This is a genomic window from Streptomyces sp. NPDC048278 (genome assembly GCF_040652195.1).
In the GTDB taxonomy this organism is placed as follows: domain Bacteria; phylum Actinomycetota; class Actinomycetes; order Streptomycetales; family Streptomycetaceae; genus Streptomyces.
In genome coordinates, this window is sequence record NZ_JBEZLP010000003.1 from 38,133 (window position 1) to 53,787 (window position 15,655).

The 15,655-nt window shown below is 73.0% G+C and carries 18 protein-coding genes; 6 read left to right on the plus strand and 12 right to left on the minus strand.

What is annotated here, in order from left to right; all coding sequences use genetic code 11:
• Window positions 1-60 precede the first annotated feature (60 nt).
• Entirely contained in the window at window positions 61-1,062 is a 1,002-nt protein-coding gene (locus AB0D74_RS06340; protein ID WP_362581098.1) for a CopD family protein, read from the plus strand.
• 5 nt (window positions 1,063-1,067) lie between these two features.
• Here AB0D74_RS06340 and AB0D74_RS06345 read toward each other — a convergent pair whose 3' ends face one another.
• From AB0D74_RS06345 to AB0D74_RS06380, 8 genes are all read right to left on the minus strand, one after another.
• Window positions 1,068-2,114 carry a zinc-dependent alcohol dehydrogenase family protein gene (locus AB0D74_RS06345; RefSeq protein WP_362581100.1) on the minus strand — a complete coding sequence of 349 codons (1,047 nt, stop codon included), beginning with the start codon at window positions 2,112-2,114 and terminating at the stop codon, window positions 1,068-1,070.
• A gap of 37 nt (window positions 2,115-2,151) precedes the next feature.
• On the minus strand, window positions 2,152-2,817 hold the full coding sequence (locus tag AB0D74_RS06350; RefSeq protein WP_362581102.1) for a lysoplasmalogenase: 666 nt from the start codon (window positions 2,815-2,817) through the stop codon (window positions 2,152-2,154).
• Window positions 2,814-3,680, minus strand: a complete 867-nt coding sequence (locus tag AB0D74_RS06355; protein ID WP_362581104.1) for a sterol desaturase family protein — start codon at window positions 3,678-3,680, stop codon at window positions 2,814-2,816. The genes AB0D74_RS06350 and AB0D74_RS06355 overlap by 4 nt, the downstream gene beginning before the upstream one ends.
• 100 nt (window positions 3,681-3,780) lie before the next feature.
• Window positions 3,781-4,494 (minus strand): VIT family protein, encoded by a 714-nt coding sequence (locus AB0D74_RS06360; RefSeq protein WP_362581106.1) that lies wholly within the window; start codon window positions 4,492-4,494, stop codon window positions 3,781-3,783.
• Between the two features lie 45 nt (window positions 4,495-4,539).
• Window positions 4,540-5,766, minus strand: coding sequence for an amidohydrolase family protein (locus tag AB0D74_RS06365; protein ID WP_362581108.1), 1,227 nt, complete (start codon window positions 5,764-5,766; stop codon window positions 4,540-4,542).
• Window positions 5,763-7,049 carry an amidohydrolase family protein gene (locus AB0D74_RS06370; RefSeq protein WP_362581110.1) on the minus strand — a complete coding sequence of 429 codons (1,287 nt, stop codon included), beginning with the start codon at window positions 7,047-7,049 and terminating at the stop codon, window positions 5,763-5,765. The genes AB0D74_RS06365 and AB0D74_RS06370 overlap by 4 nt, the downstream gene beginning before the upstream one ends.
• Window positions 7,050-7,079: 30 nt before the next feature.
• The gene (locus tag AB0D74_RS06375) at window positions 7,080-7,964 is read right to left on the minus strand and encodes an SDR family NAD(P)-dependent oxidoreductase (RefSeq protein WP_362581112.1); all 885 of its coding nucleotides are present in this window, start codon (window positions 7,962-7,964) and stop codon (window positions 7,080-7,082) included.
• Window positions 7,964-8,767, minus strand: a complete 804-nt coding sequence (locus tag AB0D74_RS06380; protein WP_362581114.1) for an acetoacetate decarboxylase family protein — start codon at window positions 8,765-8,767, stop codon at window positions 7,964-7,966. The genes AB0D74_RS06375 and AB0D74_RS06380 overlap by 1 nt, the downstream gene beginning before the upstream one ends.
• A 190-nt stretch (window positions 8,768-8,957) precedes the next feature.
• Between AB0D74_RS06380 and AB0D74_RS06385 the strand changes: the two genes are divergently transcribed.
• The 5 genes from AB0D74_RS06385 to AB0D74_RS06405 all read left to right on the plus strand — a co-directional run bounded on the left by AB0D74_RS06385 (window position 8,958) and on the right by AB0D74_RS06405 (window position 13,767).
• Window positions 8,958-9,947 (plus strand): DEDDh family exonuclease, encoded by a 990-nt coding sequence (locus AB0D74_RS06385; RefSeq protein ID WP_362581116.1) that lies wholly within the window; start codon window positions 8,958-8,960, stop codon window positions 9,945-9,947.
• A 113-nt stretch (window positions 9,948-10,060) separates the two neighbouring features.
• Window positions 10,061-10,294 (plus strand): hypothetical protein, encoded by a 234-nt coding sequence (locus AB0D74_RS06390; protein WP_093508408.1) that lies wholly within the window; start codon window positions 10,061-10,063, stop codon window positions 10,292-10,294.
• 49 nt (window positions 10,295-10,343) lie between these two features.
• Complete coding sequence (locus tag AB0D74_RS06395; RefSeq protein WP_362581118.1) at window positions 10,344-11,138, plus strand: SURF1 family protein; 795 nt, start codon at window positions 10,344-10,346, stop codon at window positions 11,136-11,138.
• An 83-nt stretch (window positions 11,139-11,221) separates the two neighbouring features.
• A complete protein-coding gene (locus tag AB0D74_RS06400) occupies window positions 11,222-13,006 on the plus strand; it encodes a glycoside hydrolase family 15 protein (protein ID WP_362581120.1) in 1,785 nt (594 codons plus the stop codon).
• Window positions 13,007-13,011: 5 nt separating this feature from the next.
• The gene (locus AB0D74_RS06405; protein ID WP_362581122.1) at window positions 13,012-13,767 is read left to right on the plus strand and encodes an SDR family oxidoreductase; all 756 of its coding nucleotides are present in this window, start codon (window positions 13,012-13,014) and stop codon (window positions 13,765-13,767) included.
• A gap of 85 nt (window positions 13,768-13,852) precedes the next feature.
• Here the strand turns inward: AB0D74_RS06405 and amaP are convergent, their stop codons facing one another.
• From amaP to AB0D74_RS06425, 4 genes are read right to left on the minus strand one after another with little or no spacing between them, the layout of a single operon-like run.
• Window positions 13,853-14,431 (minus strand): alkaline shock response membrane anchor protein AmaP, encoded by a 579-nt coding sequence (gene amaP / locus AB0D74_RS06410; RefSeq protein ID WP_362581124.1) that lies wholly within the window; start codon window positions 14,429-14,431, stop codon window positions 13,853-13,855.
• A gap of 4 nt (window positions 14,432-14,435) precedes the next feature.
• On the minus strand, window positions 14,436-15,044 hold the full coding sequence (locus AB0D74_RS06415) for a DUF6286 domain-containing protein (protein ID WP_362581126.1): 609 nt from the start codon (window positions 15,042-15,044) through the stop codon (window positions 14,436-14,438).
• A complete protein-coding gene (locus tag AB0D74_RS06420; protein ID WP_362581128.1) occupies window positions 15,044-15,403 on the minus strand; it encodes a hypothetical protein in 360 nt (119 codons plus the stop codon). The genes AB0D74_RS06415 and AB0D74_RS06420 overlap by 1 nt, the downstream gene beginning before the upstream one ends.
• Window positions 15,400-15,594, minus strand: a complete 195-nt coding sequence (locus AB0D74_RS06425) for a hypothetical protein (protein WP_362581130.1) — start codon at window positions 15,592-15,594, stop codon at window positions 15,400-15,402. Before AB0D74_RS06425 ends, AB0D74_RS06420 begins: the two co-directional genes overlap by 4 nt.
• Window positions 15,595-15,655 lie beyond the last annotated feature (61 nt).

Consider the following 15,655-nt stretch of genomic DNA (forward strand, 5'->3'; position numbering starts at 1 on the left):
CGTCAGCTGTTTTCCTTTACTTGCCCGCTTCTGTACCGGCCGGGGGAGATCGGGGGGCCGTTGACACGACCGACCGCCGAGGTGGCCGCGAGCGGCCCCGCGAGACGCCCGGGGACCTGGCGGGCCGTCGCCGTGCTGGTGCTGGCCGCGGTGGCCGCGCTGGTGCCGCTGCTCGGGCCGTCCGCCGCGCTCCGGGGCACCGGGGAGGCCGCGGCGCCGGGGGTGGACGGTGTCGCCCTGCTGCGCGGGGTGCTGTTCGCCGCGCTGTGCGTGCCGGCGGGTGAGCTGTTCGTGGACCGGCTGGCGCGCCGGCTGCCGGACGCGCCGTCCGAACGCCCCGCCGGCTGGGCGGTGTTCGCGGCGATCGCCGGTTTCGTCGCCGCGCTGGGGCTCGCGTCGGTCGTCTCGACGGGCAACCTGGTGCCGCGCTCGCTCGCCGACGTCGACGTGGGCGGCCTGTACCGGTCGCGGGACGGCAGGTTGGCGCTGATCGAGGTCAACGCCTTTGTACTGGCCGGTCTGTGCGCCCGCTCGCGCCGCCCGGCAACCCAGGCGTGGCCGCTGGCGGCGGTGGCCGTCGCCGAGGCGCTGCGCGCCCATCCCGCGCCCGAGCACGGCCCGTTGCTCGGCTCCGCGCTGACCCTGGTGCATCTGACCTGCGCGACGCTGTGGGCGGGCGGTCTGCTGCACGCGTTGCGGATGCTGCGCCGGTGGCGCGGCCGGGCGGCCGGGGCGGCGCTGCTCGGGCTCTACGCACGCGTGGCGGCCGTGCTGCTCGCGGCCATCACCGCGACGGGCGTGTGGAGTTCGCTGCGGCGGATGCCCCTGGGCACGGTCCTGGACCAGCTGACGACGACGGCGTACGGGCGCACCCTGCTGGCCAAGGTGGTCCTCGTCGCCGCCGTCGTCGTGCTCGCGCTGTGGGCCCGGTTCCGGCTGCGCCGGGCGGCCGACCCGCTGACCGCGTACGTCCCCGCGCGGGCCGAGGTGGCCGTGCTGGGGCTGGTGGTCGCGGTGTCGGGGGTGCTGACGGCGCTGCCGCTGCCGATCAGGTGGACCTGACCCGGTCAGCCGTTGGTGACGAGCACCTTCAGGGCGGTGCGGTCGTCCATCGCCTTGTAGCCGTCGGGCACGCCCTCGATGCCGACGGTGAGGTCGAAGACCGGCGACGGGTCGATCGTGCCGTCGAGGACATCGGGCAGCAGGTCGGGGATATAGGCGCGGACCGGGGCGACACCGCCGCGCAGGGCGATGTTCCGGTCGAACATGACGCCGAGGTCCAGGCCGGTGCCGCTGCCGTGCGGGACGCCGACGAAGCCGATCGCGCCGCCGTCGCGGGTGATCTCGACGGCCGTCCGCATGGACTGCTCGGTGCCCACGGCCTCGACGACGGCGTGCGCGCCCTGGCCCCGGGTGAGTTCGCGTACGGCGGCCACGGCCGCGTCCCCGCGTTCGGCGACGACGTCGGTGGCGCCGAAGCGGCGCGCGATGTCGGTGCGCACCTTGTGCCGGCCCAGCGCGATGATCCGCTCGGCGCCGAGCCGCTTGGCGGCCAGCACGGCGCACAGGCCGACCGCGCCGTCCCCGACGACGGCGACCGTCGCACCGGGCCGGGCGCCCGCGCCGAGGGCCGCGTGGTGGCCGGTGCCGAGCACGTCGGAGAGGGTCAGCAGGGCGGACAGCAGATGGTCGTCGGAGGCCGCGTCCTTGGGCAGCGTGACCAGGGTGCCGTCGGCGAACGGGACCCGCACGGCCTCGCCCTGGCCGCCGTCGTACCCCACGGAGCCCCAGAAACCGCCGTGCTCGCAGGACGTGGTCAGGCCCTCGCGGCAGTAGTCGCAGACGCCGTCGGACCACATGAAGGGGGCGACCACGAGGTCGCCGCGCCGCACGGTGCCCACCTCGGAGCCGGTCTCCTCGACCACGCCGAGGAACTCGTGGCCGATGCGCTGCCCCGGCTGCCGGGCCGACTCACCGCGGTAGGCCCACAGGTCGCTGCCGCAGATGCAGGCGCGCAGCACTCGTACGACGGCGTCGGTGGGCAGCTGCACCACGGGCTCGGGCACGTCCTCCACGCGCATGTCGAACGGGGCGTGGATGGTGGTGGCGCGCATGGCGAGGGTCCTTCTCGTGCGGTGGCGGTGGGTGCGCTCAGGGGGTGGTCGAGCGCACTTCACGGTACGCCGTGGCCGGTGCGGCCCGCGCGTCGAGGGTGCCGCGGACCAGCAGGAACTGTGCCGCCGCATAGGTGAGCATGATCCAGAAGTCGGGGCGCGGCGGCTGCGGCCAGTCGGCGACGCCGGTCGCGATCAGCGTGTCGGAGACCATGAAGAGCGCGCCGCCGAGCCCGGCGAGCGGGCCGAGCCTGGTGGCGGCGGTGTATGCCATGGCGGTGAGCAGGGTGCTGTAGCCGGCCACGGGGACGCGCAGGCCGGCGGGCAGGTCGGGCCAGAGCAGGGCGACCAGGGTGACGAGGGCGGCGGCGTAGCCGAGGGCGAGCAGACGCGCACGCGCGTGCGGCGGGCCCTGGCGGCGGAAGAGGACGAGGTAGCAGACGTGTCCGGCGGCGAAGGAGGCCATGCCCGCCATGAAGGCGGGGCCGGCGTCGGAGAGGAGCAGGACGTCGCCGCCCCAGCCGCACAGCAGGGCGGCGACGAGGAGCCGGGGGGCACCCGCGCGGGCGGCCGACACGGCGAGCAGGGGCATCAGGAGCACCTTGGCGACGACGTGCCCGGGGTGGAAGCCGACCGTCAGGAAGGCGAGGTCGAGGACGACGGCGAGGGCGAAGGCGGCGAGCGGCGCCCGGGACGCTCTCACGCGGCCACGGACTCCTCGGCCCGCTCCACGGCGGGCGCCGGCGCCCAGCCCGGTCCCCGGAACACCCGCCCGGCCCGCTCCCGCCAACTGCGCGCGGCCCTGATGTCCTTGGCGATGGCGGCGTACTCGTGGGTGGCCACCTTGACCGGGTTGAACGTGTTGATGTTCTTGGTCAACCCGTACACGGGCCGTTCGGTCTCCGCCACCCAGGAACCGAACAGCCGGTCCCAGACGATCAGGATCCCGCCGAAGTTGCGGTCCAGGTAGCCGCCCTGGGAGGCGTGGTGCACGCGGTGGTGGGAAGGCGTGTTGAAGACGAACTCGAACCACCGGGGCATCTTGTCGATGCGTTCGGTGTGGATCCAGAACTGGTAGACGAGGTTCGCCGAGGAACAGAAGGCGAGCGCGGCCGGGTGCACCCCCGCGGCGACCAGCGGGACGTAGAACGGCCAGACGGTCAGCGAGGTCCAGGGCTGGCGCAGCGCCGTGGAGAGGTTGAACTTCTTGCTGGAGTGGTGGACGACGTGGCAGGCCCACAGGATGCGGATGACGTGATGGCCGCGGTGCGACCAGTAGTAGAAGAAGTCCTGCCCGAGCAGCATCAGCGGGACCGTCCACCAGAGCACGGGGATGCGCAGCGGGGTCAGTGCGTACACCGCCGTGTAGATCATGACGATCGGGATCTTCCACACGAAGTCGAAGACGAGCGACCCGAGCCCCATGCCGATGCTGGTGGCCGCGTCCTTGGTCTCGTACCCGGCGGCATCGTCGTCGGGATGGATGCGGTAGCTGATCACCTCGATCACGGTGAGCAGCACGAAGGCGGGTATCGACCACAGCACGACATCGGGCAGGTTCGGCATGTGGGCACCGTAGAACCGCCGGTCGGCTGCGGCTAGACGTTGTTACCCACAAGTATTGCCGGGGGTATGCGCTTGCTTGTTGGCGATCTCCGCCAAGGGGCTAGACCCCGACCGCCCCCAGCAGGCTCCCCGCCCCGTACGTGACGGCCATGGCCAGCGCGCCGCCCAGGACGTTGCGCAGCACCGCCGGGCCCACCGAGGCCGCTCCCAGGCGGGCGCTGGCCCAGCCGGTCAGGACCAGTGCGGCCAGCACCGAGACCACCGTCACCGGGAGCCGCCGGCCGGCGGGCGGCAGGACGATCGCGAGCAGCGGGAGCAGCGCCCCCACCGTGAACGCCAGGAAGCTGGCGAGGGCCGCGTTCCAGGGGTTGGTCAGCTCGTCGGGGTCGATGCCCAGCTCCACGCTCGCGTGGGCCTTCAGGGCGTCGCGTTCCGTCAGCTGGACCGCCGCCTCACGGGCCACCTCCCGGGACAGGCCGCGGCGCTCCAGCAGCTCGGTCAGTTCCTCCAGTTCCGCCTCGGGCTGCTCCTTCAGCTCGCGTTTCTCCTGCGCCAGTGCGGCGAGTTCGGAGTCGCGCTGGGTGGACACCGAGACGTACTCCCCCGCCGCCATCGACATGGATCCGGCGAGCAGCCCCGCCAGGCCCGCGGTCAGCAGGGCGTTGCGGTCGGCCGTGGCGCCCGCGACGCCGACGACGATGCCCGCCGTCGACACGATGCCGTCGTTCGCGCCCAGTACGGCCGCCCGCAGCCAGTTCAGCCGGGAGCCGAGCGCTCCCCCGTGGGCCTCGTTGTCGTGCGTAGGTTCCGTCACAGCAGGGAGGATCGCACCCCGGGGCCCGTGGGTGCCGTACCGACGTCACCAGACCCGTACCGAGGCGCCCCGCGCGAACACCGGGCTCGTCGCGTCGGCCGGCGGGTCAGGCAGCGGTTCGGCGATCTCCGCCACCGTCGGTCCCACCTTCGCCGCGATCGGGTCCAGGAGGTCCAGGTCGAAGCCGTAGACGCGGGCCGCGTTGCCGCCGAGCATCGCCGCGAGCTCGTCCCGGGGGACGCCGGCGAAGGCGAAGCGCAGGCCCTCCCTGGTGTACGGGTACGTGCCCTCGTCGTGCGGGTAGTCGCTGCCCCACATGATCTTGTCCAGGCCGATGCGGTCGCGCAGCGGCACCTCGTGCGGGCGCATGAAGCTGGCGCCGACGAAGCAGTTGTCCCGCCAGACCGTGGACGGCGCTTCACCCATCGAGTCCGCGAGACCGACGCCGAACTTCGCCTCCGCGGTCGTCGCCCGCGCCGCCGCCAGCAGGCGGCCGTGGTAGTAGTCCAGCATGGCCAGGACCCCGGGGATCCAGCCCGAGCCCTGTTCGGTCAGGACCAGTTTCAGGTCCGGGTGACGGCGGAAGGCGCCGCCGAAGACGAGGTGCCAGAGTGCACGGTGCGAGAACCAGGTCGTCTCGACCATGAAGACCGCACGGGCGGCCGGTTCGTCGCCGAGCGGCGGGGACGCCGAGCCGGCGTGGTGGTTGACGGGGACGCCGAGTTCCGCGCAGACGGCCCAGATCGGGTCGTACACGCGCGCGTGCAGTTCGGGCAGGCCCGAGCCGGGCGGGGTGCCCGGGAGCATCAGGCCGCCCTTCAGGCCCGCCCCGGCCGCCCGGCGGATCTCCTGCACGGCCTCCTCCACGTCGTTGAGGAGGATCTGGAAGACGCCCGCCCGGCGGCCCGGCGCCGCGGCGCAGAAGTCGGCCAGCCAGCGGTTGTGGGCGCGCAGGCCCGCCCAGCGGCGCTCGTACTCCGCCGCGGTCGGCGCGGGGGCCATGAGCGACCCGGACGGGAAGAACGGCGGGATGGTGTTAGGGAAGATCACCTCCGCGACGATCCCGTCCTCCTCCAGCTCGGCGAGCCGCCGCGCGGAGTTCCAGTTCCGGTCCGCCGAGTCGGCGAGCAGGTCCTCGTACGGGTTGACGTAGGTCGCCGCCCACAGGTCGAAGTCGTCGTGGTAGCGCTTCTCCAGGTAGGGGCGGTAGTCGAGGAGGTCCGCACCCGCGTGGCAGTCGGCCGAGATCACCGTGTAGCGGTCGTCGTTCACGACGTCACCCCCAGCGCCGGGAAGTCGTTGTCGGTCAGCCAGTGGCGGCCCACCTCGCGCGAGCGGGCCCAGGAGGCCTCCACTGCCGCCTGGTCGGCCTGCTGGCCGAGCTCGGCCGGGGTGGGGCCGATGCGCCGGGCGAGCGGGGCCAGGCGGTCCGTGTCGAAGCCGAAGGCCTCGGCCGCCGCGAGGCCCAGCATCCGGCGGGTCTCGGTCACCGGGATGTCGTGGAAGGTGCGGCGCAGCCACGCGCGCGTGTCCGGCCAGGTGCCCTCGGGGTGCGGGAAGTCGCTGCCCCAGAGGATGTTGTCGACGCCGATCTCGTAGCGCTGGGCGAGTTCCCGGCGCTTGGTGTTGGTGGCGCAGACGAACACCTGCCGGTCCAGGTACTCGTGCGGCGGGCGGGTCAGCTCCTCGAAGGGGGAGAGCTTCTTGCCGCCGTGCGCGCCGAGGTAGAGGCGGTCCATGAACCACAGCAGGTTCGGCAGCCACCAGCAGCCCGACTCGGCGACGCCGAAGCGCAGTCCGGGATGGCGTTCGAAGACGCCGGACCAGAGCAGGAACCACAGCGGGCGGGCCGGCCACCACGTCACCTCGCTGACGTAGATGCCGAGATGGTCGCCGTACTCGTCGCGCGGGGCCGCGCCGGAGTGGGTGAGGACCGGCATCCCGCACTCGGCCGCCGCGGCCCAGACCGGGTCGTAACGACGGTCGTGGTAGGGCGCCCTGTCGACCCACATGGCGGGGATCATCAGGGCGCCGAGGCCGGACTCCCTGGCCCGGTACACCTCCGCGACGACCCGGTCGGCCGGGGCCGTGACGGGCAGCAGGGCCACCCCGCAGTGCCGTTCCGGATGCTCGGACACGAACTCGGCCAGCCAGCGGTTGTGGGCCTGCGCGCCCGCCATGCCCAGCTCCGGGTCGTGGTCCCCGGACAGGCCGAGGCCGACCCCGAAGGGCGCCGCGGTCCGGCTGTCGACCGCGTCGGCGTCCGGGAAGACCACCTCGGCGGCCACCCCGTCCCCGTCCAGCTCCTTCACCCGCTGCGCGGCGTCCCAGCCCCCGCGCAGCCCCTCCTCGTTGTCCTGGAACCACCTGGCCGCGAACGCCTCGTTGCGGATGCCGAGCCGGGTCATCTCCTCCCGGCGGCGCTCGCGCCCCGCGAGGAACTCGTCGAAGTCCCGGTGGAACCGGGCGTCCAGATAGGGCCGGTACTCCTCGGTGGGCAGCCCGGCGTGGCAGTCGGAGGAGATGATCAGGTATGGGTCGTCGTACGCGGTCACCACTGCCCCCTGTCGGTACGGGATGAGGTGTCAGTCGAGGATGAAGTTCTCGAGGTACGAGGGGTTCGTCCGGTCCAGCATCGAGCGCGCCCGCGCCCGGATCTGGGCGTCGCTGTGCCCGCTCTCCGGGAGCAGCCAGAAGCGGTCCGCGCGGATGCCCGCCACGACGAGGTCGGCGACCTCCTCGACGGGCGTGAAGGCGACCTCCCGGCCCGCCGCGCGCATCGCCGCCTCCCACTGGTCGAGGCTGCGGTACGGCGTCCTGCGGGGCCGTTCCTTGGCCCAGCGGTCGGGGCGGTTGCGGTGCGACTCCCACAGGCCCGTGCGCAGCATGTGCGGCCCCGGGAAGAGCACCGAGGCGCCCACGCGCGCGTGCTCGGCCCTGAGATGGGCGTACAGGGACTCGGTCATCGTGACGACGGCCGCCTTCGTGACCGCGTACACGGAAGCCGTGGGCAGCGGGGCGATACCGCCGTCACCGGAGGATGTATTGACCACATGACCGGGTTGACCCGACTTGATCATCCTGGGCAGGAAAGCCTGTACACCGTGGAAGACACCCCACACATTGACTTCGAACGCCCACTTCCAGTCGTTCGGTTCGTGCTCCCACATCCGGCCCTCGGCGCCCGACCCGACCCCGGCGTTGTTGCACAGGACGTGCACCGAGCCGTAGGTGTCGTAGGCCGACTCGGCCAGTTCCAGGACCTGTTCGCGGACGCCGACGTCGACCACGCGCGCGTGCACGTCGGCGCCCTCCGCGCGCAGCCCGTCGGCGGCCTTCTCCAGGGCGGCCGGCTCCACGTCGGCGAGGACCACCTTCAGCCCCTCGGCGGCGAACCGCCGGGCCATCGCGAGCCCGATACCGCTCGCCGCGCCGGTGACGACGGCGACCTGTCCTTCGCGCAGCTCCATCAGGCCCCGCTCCCCTCACTGCCCTCCGGGGGCGCGTCGTGGACCTGGCGCGGATCGTCGTAGCGCTGGTGGACGTAGGGCAACAGCGCCTGGGCGTCGACCCGTTCGGCGACCCGGCCGCGCTGGTCGCTGGTCTTCTCGCCGAGGGTGAGGTCCAGCAGGCGCAGCACCGGCAGGTCGGCGACCGGGTCGTACGCGGACTCGCGGAGGATCACCTCCCCGGTGACGCGCTCCAGCCGGCGGACCTTCTCCTCGCGTACGCAGTGCACCAGCAGCGGGTCGCCGTCGAAGCCCGAACCGTCCACCGCCGGGAGGAACTTGAAGTAGAAGTCGGTCTTCGGGGCGGGCGCGGGCAGCGGCAGCGGGCCGTCGACCGTGCCGCGCACCTCGACGAAGGTGACGCCGTGCCGGGCAAGGGCCGCGCGCACGAGGCCGTCCTCCCGCTCGACGGTCACCTCGCCGAGCTTCTTGGGCTCGCCGAAGACCTCACGGCCGCCGGTGAGGGCGCGCTCGTGGGTCATCGGCATGACCAGCGGGTACCAGCCCTCGACCGTGCCGTGCGCGGCGGCGACCGCGAACGAGCCCGCGCCGAGCGGGTATCCGGGCAGTTGGACCTTGCTGATGTTGACGCGGGCGAGGGGTCTGCCGGTCGGCTTCAGCGGCGGCGGCAGGACCGCCGCGACCGCGTCCGGGTCGGTCTCCCAGACGGCCACCACCCCGGTGGACCAGACGTCCGGGAGTCTCGTGGTGCGCGCGGCCTCGATCTCCGCCTCGGTCCGAGCGCCGTACCGTACGCGTGCCATCCGCCGTACCGCCCTTCCGTCGGCCGTCCGTGCTCCGGGCGGGGTGCACGCTGGCACCGGGCGGCGAAAAGGTCCATAGCCCCGCAAGGGGCAATCAGCGCGGACGGGGAATCAGGACATTCGAACGGGCCGCTGTGGCAGGTGCCCTGACGGACCGGGCTGTCGGTGCGGGCCCGTATCCTCAATGACCATGCTCGAAGACCGTACGACCGCAGTGTCCCCCGGCACCCCGTGGCCGGCCGCGTATCCGAAGGGGTACGCCGTCGTCGACGTGGAGACCACCGGACTGGCCCGGGACGACCGGATAATCAGCGCGGCCGTCTACCGGCTGGACGAGCGCGGCGAGGTCGAGGACCACTGGTACACGCTGGTCAACCCCGAGCGTGATCCGGGTCCCGTGTGGATCCACGGGCTGACGAGCGAGGTGCTCGACGGCGCGCCGCTCTTCACCGACATCGCCGAGGAGTTCTCGGCCCGGCTGGACGGCCGGGTGCTGGTCGCGCACAACGCGGTCTTCGACTGGCAGATGATCGCGCGGGAGTACGCGCGCGCGAGGACCGAGGCCCCGGTGCGGCAGCGGCTGTGCACGATCGCGCTCGCCAAGGAGCTGGACCTGCCGCTGCCCAACCACAAACTGGAGACGCTGGCCGCGCACTTCGGGGTCGTCCAGCGGCGGGCGCACCACGCGCTGGACGACGCGCGCGTGCTCGCGGAGGCGTTCCGGCCCAGCCTGCGGGCCGCCGCGGCGGGCAACGTACGGCTGCCGCTGCTGGAGTGCCGGCCCCTGACGGAGTGGTCGGACACGCCCCGGATCGGGCCCCAGGCGAGCGGCGGGTACGGCGGCTACCGGCCCGGCACCTGGCGGCAGTCCCGCAAGCGGCCCGCATGCCCCTACCCGAACCCGGGACGGTACGAGGACGGCAGCCCGCTGAAGCAGGGCATGCGGGTGGCGTTCTCCGGGGACACCTCGATCGAGCGGGAGCTGCTGGAGGACCGGGCCGCCGAGGCCGGTCTGCACGTCTCCACGAGCATCTCGCGGCTCACCAGCCTGCTCGTCACCAACGACCCCGACTCGGGCACCTCGAAGGTCGTCAAGGCCCGTCAGTTCGGGACACCGGTGGTCGACGAGGCGGCCTTCGGGCAGCTGCTGCGGGACGTGGCGCCGGCCACCGCGAAGTGACCGCCCGCGCGGGCCGTACACCCGTCCGTACGGGCCGTACGGACGGGTGATTGCCGTACGACTCGCCCGGCGCCCCCTCGCCCGCGCGCGGCCGACCGCCCACCCTGTGGCGCATGGCGAAATGTGAAGTCTGCGGCAATGACTACGGAATGACCTTCGAGGTGCACGCGCAGGGCGCGGTCCATGTCTTCGACTGCTTCTCCTGCGCGATCCACCGCATGGCCCCGGTCTGCGAGCACTGCAAGGTCTCGATCATCGGCCAGGGTGTCGAGGCCGACAACCAGTGGTTCTGCGGCGCCCACTGCGCCCGCGAGGCCGGGAAGGCGGGCATTGTCGACCGCGTCTGACCCGGTACCCGCCCGAACGCGCCCCACGACCGAGTTGTACGGTCGTGGGGTGTACCGCTTCCTGTTGACTCGGCAGTGGGTGATCCTCACCCTCATCTCGCTGCTTCTGATCCCGACGATGATCCGGCTCGGGATCTGGCAGAAGCACCGGTACGAGGAGCGCAGCGCCCGCAACCAGCTGGTCGCCGACGCCCTCGGTGCCAAGCCGGTGCCGGTCGAGGAGGTGACCGAGCCGGGGCATGCCGTGACCCGCAAGGAGCGGTACCACACGGTCACCGCGACCGGCACCTTCGACACCGCCGACGAGGTCGTCGTCCGCCGCCGTACCAACTCCGACGACGAGGTCGGCTACCACGTCCTCACCCCGTTCGTGCTGAGCGACGGCAAGGTGCTGCTGGTCAACCGGGGCTGGATCCCGTCGGACGGCCCGAGCCAGACCGCCTTCCCCAAGATCCCGGCGCCGCCGGCCGGCAAGGTCACCGTCCAGGGCCGGCTGATGCCCGACGAGACCACGGCGGCGAGCGGCATCAAGGACCTCAAAGGCCTGCCCGACCGGCAGATCATGCTGATCAACAGCGAGGAGCAGGCACGCCGGCTCGGCAAGCAGGTACTCGGCGGCTACATCCAGCAGACGGCGCCCGAGCCCAAGGGCGACACGCCGGAGCAGATCTCCGACCCGGGCAAGGAAGACGCCCCGCTGAACTACGCGTACATGATCCAGTGGTGGCTGTTCGCCGCGGGCGTCCCCTACGGCTTCTTCGTCCTGGCCCGCCGTGAGGCACGCACGCGTGCGGAGGCAGCGGAGCAGGAGCCGGCCGCGGAGACGGAACCGGCCGCCGTCTGACGGCCGGGTTCCGCGGAACGGTCCTGTCACTCCCCCGGCCCACCCCCTGATTGGCCCTCCGGCCCGCAGGGAAACCGGCTCCCGTGGACCGACGCATCGAGGACTACGCGCTCATCGGCGACGAGCAGACCGCGGCCCTGGTCGGCCGGGACGGCTCCATCGACTGGCTGTGCCTGCCCCGCTTCGACTCGGCCGCCTGCTTCGCCAGGCTGCTGGGCAACGAGGACCACGGCCACTGGCGGATCGCCCCCGGCGGCGCCACGACCTGCACCCGGCGCGGTTACCGGCCCGACACCCTGGTCCTGGACACCGAGTGGGAGACCGCCGAGGGCACGGTCCGCGTCACCGACCTGATGCCCCAGCGCGAGCACGCGCCGGACGTCGTACGCATCATCGAGGGCGTCAGCGGCCGGGTCACCGTGCACAGCACGCTCCGGCTCCGCTTCGACTACGGCTCCGTCGTCCCGTGGATGCGGCGCTCCGGCGGCCACCGGGTCGCGGTCGCCGGCCCCGACTCGGTGTGGCTGCGCAGCGAGCCGTCGGTCCGGACCTGGGGCGAGGACTTCGGCACCCACTCGGAGTTCACCGTCGCGGAGGGCGAGCGGGTCGCGTTCGTGCTCACCTGGCACCCCTCGCACCAGCAGCGGCCACCGCTCGTGGACCCGTACGAGGCGCTGCGGTCCAGCGTGACCGACTGGCGGCGCTGGACCGCCCGCTGCACCTACGACGGCCCCCACCGGGACACGGTCGTGCGCTCCCTGATCACCCTCAAGGCGCTCAGCTACGAGCCGACCGGGGGCATCGTCGCCGCGGCCACCAGCTCGCTGCCCGAGGAACTGGGCGGGATGCGCAACTGGGACTACCGGTTCTGCTGGCTGCGCGACTCCACCCTGACCCTCGGCGCCCTGCTCGCCGCCGGCTACCACAAGGAGGCCGAACGCTGGCGCGACTGGCTGGTCCGCGCGGTCGCCGGCGACCCGGCGGACCTGCAGATCATGTACGGCCTCGCGGGCGAGCGCCGGCTGCCCGAGTTCGAACTGGACTGGCTGCCCGGCTTCGCCGGCTCCGCACCGGTACGCGTCGGCAACGGCGCCGTCGACCAGCTCCAGCTGGACGTGTACGGCGAGGTGATGGACTCGCTGTCGCTGGCCCGCACCGCCGGCCTGCCCACCAAGCCGCACATGTGGGCCATCCAGTGCGCGCTGATGAAGTTCCTGGAGAAGGCCTGGCGGCAGCCGGACGAGGGCCTGTGGGAGGTGCGCGGCGGCCGGCGCCACTTCGTGCACTCCAAGGTGCTGGTGTGGGTGGCCGCGGACCGCGCGGTGCGGACCCTGGAGGACCACCCCGAGCTCAAGGGCGAACTGATGGGATGGCGCGCGCTGCGCGACGAGGTCCACCGGGAGGTGTGCGAGAAGGGGTACGACCCGAAGCGCAACACCTTCACCCAGTACTACGGCTCGCGCGAACTCGACGCCTCCCTGCTGCTGATCCCGCGCGTCGGCTTCCTGCCGCCGGACGACCCCCGGGTGGTCGGCACGGTGGACGCCATCCGCGACGACCTGGGCCAGGACGGGTTCCTGCGCCGCTACGACACCGACGCGATCGGCGTCGACGGGATGCCGGGCGGCGAGGGCGCCTTCCTGGCCTGCTCGTTCTGGCTCGCGGACGCGCTGCACATGACGGGCCGCACCGACGAGGCCAAGGAGCTGTTCGAACGGCTGGTGGGGCTGGTCAACGACGTGGGTCTGCTGTCCGAGGAGTACGACCCGGAGACCGGGCGCCAGCTGGGCAACTTCCCGCAGGCGTTCAGTCACATCGGGCTGGTGAACACCGCCCTCACGCTCTTCGGCGGCGAGCAGGCAGGATAGACACCATGGATCTTGGACTGAAGGACCGGGTGTACGTCGTCACCGGAGCGACCCGCGGGCTGGGCCACGCGACCGCGCGCGAGCTGGTCGCGGACGGGGCGAAGGTCGTGGTGACCGGACGGGACGAGAAGCGGACCGCCGACGTGGCGGCCGAACTGGGACCGAACGGGGTGGGCGTGGCCGTCGACAACGCGGATCCGGCGGCACCGGAACGGCTGATCGCGACCGCGCGTGAGCGGTTCGGAGGGTTCGACGGGATCCTCGTGAGCGTCGGCGGACCCGCGGCAGGGTTCGTCGCCGACAACACGGACGAACAGTGGCAGGCCGCGTTCGAGTCGGTGTTCCTGGGGGCCGTACGGCTCGCCCGCGCGGCGGCGGCCGAGCTGGGGGACGGCGGGGTCATCGGGTTCGTGCTGTCCGCGTCGGTGTACGAGCCGATTCCCGGGCTGACGATCTCCAACGGGCTGCGGCCGGGGCTGGCCGGGTTCGCCAAGTCGCTCGCCGACGAACTGGGGCCGCGCGGGATCCGGGTGGTGGGGCTGCTGCCGTCCCGGATCGACACGGACCGGGTGCGGGAGCTGGACGCCATGTCCGCCGACCCGGCGGCGACGCGGGCCGAGCACGAGTCGCGGATTCCGTTGCGGCGGTACGGGGCTCCGGAGGAGTTCGGGCGGGTGGGGGCGTTCCTGATGTCTCCGGCGGCTTCTTATCTGACCGGGATCATGGTGCCTGTGGACGGGGGGATGAGGCACGGGTTCTGAGGGTCGGTGCTGTGGGCGCGGGTGGGTGGGGGCTGGTCGCGCAGTTCCCCGCGCCCCTGGAGGGGCGCCTCCGTGGACGGCGTTTTCAAGTGACCCTCTCCGCACGGTGCTTCACCGACGTCAGTCGGACCTCTGCGGGGAGCTTTTCCAGGGCCGCCGAGTCCCGGGCGTGGGTCAGGGCCTGGGCCGTCAGGTCGTTCAGGGCGTCCTCCGGGGCCACGTCCGGCTCCAGTTGGAGCCATACCCGTACCTGCGGGGCCGTGCGGGTGCCCCGCAGGACCGCCTGGGCGTGGGAGACGCCCGCCTGGTGGGCCGCGTCCGTGGCGAGGACGGTCTCCAGGGCCCGGCCGCGCAGCAGCGCGCTCTCGCCGTCCCCGGTGTCCACCAGGATCTCGGCCAGGCGGCGTCGGCGCAGTTGGGCGGTCAGCCACCAGAGGGCGAGCAGGAACAGGACGGCGAGTGCGGCCAGGACCGTCGGCCACCACCAGCCCGCGGTGCGCCAGTGGGTGCGTTCGGCCTGGGTGAGCAGGACGTCGTGGCGGCCGTCGTGAATCCACCAGGACGGGGGCGGGGCGCCGAGGCCGACGGCCAGGACCGAGCCGCCGAGCGCGAGGAGCAGGAGGCCCGCGAGGGCGATCAGGACGCGGTTGACGGTGCCGAGCACGGCGTCACCCCTTCCGGCCGGGGCGGATCACGTGCAGGGTCAGCGCGGGCGGGCGGGCCAGCCCCATGGCACGGATCGCGTCGGTCAGGGCCGCCTCCAGGTCGCCGCGCACCTCGTCGAGTTCGCGGAAGTGGGAGACGGCGAGGACGTGGGCGCGGGACCGGTGCAGCCGTACCCGCACCCGGCGCACGCCGGAGATCTCCATGGCCCGGTCGCGCAGCAGCAGCGCCGCCGCGTCACGGCGCAGCCCGGCCCGGACGTCGGGGTGGGTGCGGCGCATGGGCAGCAGCCGCCGCAGGCCGGGTGTGACGGCCAGGGCCAGCAGCCACAGGCCGAGGGCCGCGGCGATGCCCGCGCCCACCAGGACCCAGGTGCCGTCGAGGGGCTGCGTCGCGAGCCCGTGGGCCAGTTCGCGGCGCCAGTGCATGGCGGGGTGGTGGGCTCGTACGGCGGCGATGTCGTACAGGAAGGCGCCCGCGGTCACCAGGACGAGCAGCGCGACCACGGTGGCGGGGGCGCGGCGCGGGGACCAGAAGCGGGGCTCGTGGCCTGCCGTGGCTGCGGCGGCCGGTGCCGGTGGCTTCTCGACGACCGGTGTCTGCTCCGTGCTCATCACGCCCTCCCCTGGGTCCGGGCCGGGTGCAGCCGTTCGACGTGGACGGCGACCTCCCGGACGTCCATGTCCACCAACGCGCCTACCCGCTCGACCACATGCCGACGCACGGCCGCGCACCGGGCGCCGATGTCGGACGGGTAGTCGAGTTCGAGGTGGACCCGGACGCGGGCCGTGTCATGGTGCGTGACCACGGTGGCGTGCGGGGGTACGGCGTCCTTGGGGAGGGTGCCGAGCGCCTCGCGGGCCGCCTGTGCGGCGATCTTCGCCACCACCCTGTCGGCGATCCGGACGGCACCGCGTTCGCCGGGCGCCACGTCCGTCGGGGCGCCGCGTGTCCCACCGCTCGCGGAGGTCATCGCCGGCGGTCGCGCCGGTCGTCGCGGGTGCGGAAGAAGTCGCCGAGTTCGAGGTCCCCCTCCGCGAACCGGCCGACGACGAACCCGATGGCCCCGAGGGCCGCCACCAGCAGGAAGGCGCCGAACCCGCCGAAGTACCCGGCGAAGCCCAGCGCCATGCCGGCGATCATGCCGACCACGGCCATGTTCATGGTGCGCTCCCCTCAGCGGTCCTGTCGGTGGTCCCGTCAGCGGTCACGTCGGTGGTCCCGT